Source organism: Methylolobus aquaticus, from assembly GCF_054172105.1.
Map to the genome: position 1 here is coordinate 1 of NZ_JBSYXP010000044.1, position 1562 is coordinate 1562.

At 60.5% G+C, this 1562-nt stretch carries 2 protein-coding genes; both read right to left on the reverse strand.

All coding sequences use genetic code 11. The features are described 5' to 3' along the window. Positions 1–267 precede the first annotated feature (267 nt). Entirely contained in the window at positions 268–438 is a 171-nt protein-coding gene (locus ACW73L_RS22080; protein ID WP_498924695.1) for a hypothetical protein, read from the reverse strand. 141 nt (positions 439–579) lie between these two features. Beyond that, positions 580–1143, reverse strand: a complete 564-nt coding sequence (locus tag ACW73L_RS22085; RefSeq protein ID WP_498924694.1) for an FxDxF family PEP-CTERM protein — start codon at positions 1141–1143, stop codon at positions 580–582. Positions 1144–1562: the final 419 nt, after the last annotated feature.

A 1562-nucleotide genomic window follows, 5' to 3' on the forward strand; every position in this document is an offset into this window, starting at 1 on the left:
AAGCCGTGGCGGTGACTCGCGTTCTGAAGTGATTCCGCCGAGCGAGATTGATTTCCGGCGGTAACTCAAGGATAGGGGGATTGCGGACGCCGGATGTTTTCTTTCCGGGGAGCAGGAGTGCCAGCTTCCGGCGAACGGACTCGGGTCGGCCTCGATGAGGAGCGGTTTCGGCGGAAGCGAGACCTCCAGCGCATGATGGCAGGACTCGATGAGCGGCCAGCTGGTCTCGACGCCCTGGCCGATGAGCGTGGCGACATCGACCGGATTTTACCGCAGTTCGATCTTGCCAGGCCTAATGCGAGAGACGTCCATCAGATCATCCACCAGCCGCAATTGATGCGTCAGCTGCCGATTCATAATTTCCAACACCCGGTCAGACGCCGGACCGGGTGTGAAGGTCTCGCGGAACACTTGCAGGGCAATCTGAAAGGGCGACATGGGATTGCGCAAGTCATGGGACACTTTCGCAAGGAACTGTTCCTTCGGTGATCGGCTTTACGAAAAGCCTCGACCGACTCCCTGCGCACCTTCGCGTACGCGTGAGTGCCGGTGGCCCGTAGTGGCTGAACGTCGAGGGATTTAGACTGGCAGCGGTGCCAGAGCGGGTTCGGCATTCGCCAGTTGGCGTTGCTTCCGGCGGATCTGGAAGGCCATCAGGCCCGCACCCATCACCATCAACGCCCATTCTTCCGGTTCCGGGACCGGAGCGGCGATCGCCCCCGCACTGAATTTGAAGGCACCGCGTGCGAAGCCCGGCTTCATCTTGCCCGCGACGACGACCTTGTAGGAGCCCTCGCCGAGCGCCCCGGCGAAGCTGGCCAGGCGGCCACCGCGGGAGCTGGCGATGAGATTGTTGTCGCTATCCAGCAGCCGCATGCGGACGCTGCTGAATTTGAGGCGCTTACCCAGTGCTCCGCCCCCGAAACTGCGGGTTAGATTGACGTCGGCATTCTTCGACAAGTCGAACTTGAAGGTGTTGCGGAACTTGCCTTGCGTATTTTGCTTCACGACGTAACGACTTTCCCCGCCGCTGATCGACGGAGCCAGAAGATCCCCCAACTGGATGACCTTGGCGCTGGCGGGAGCCGTCAGACCCAACAGCATCGCCGCGATCCACACCTTCTTCCAAAGACCCTGCTTCATACAACTCTCCAAAATCAAGATTCTTTTGTGACGCAATACCTCGGCACCGTCGTATCGAACAAGCGCCTACGAGAGGCTCTTAGCTAAAACCGTGCCTATTTGTTATGGCATTGATCCAAAAAAGGTATTTCGCTGAGACCACAGACCAGCAGCGTCGACTGTAAATTTCTCTGAACGGCAGCAAACCGGGGCTGCATAGGCGCGACCGTCAGGGTAGTCGGCAGACACTACACAACCGATCTTGCCGCGGTGTGCGGAGGGAGATTTCGGGTAAGGGAGCTTGCCGGTTGAGGCTTGGCCAGCGCGGGGCGGGCGAGGGGCTTGGCGGGATGGGCGGAGAGGTTGCCGGCGGAGCTTGGCGGCAAAAAGCAGGGGTTGTGGCCGGTGGTCCTAGCGAGCCGCCGCGGTGCGACAACCCC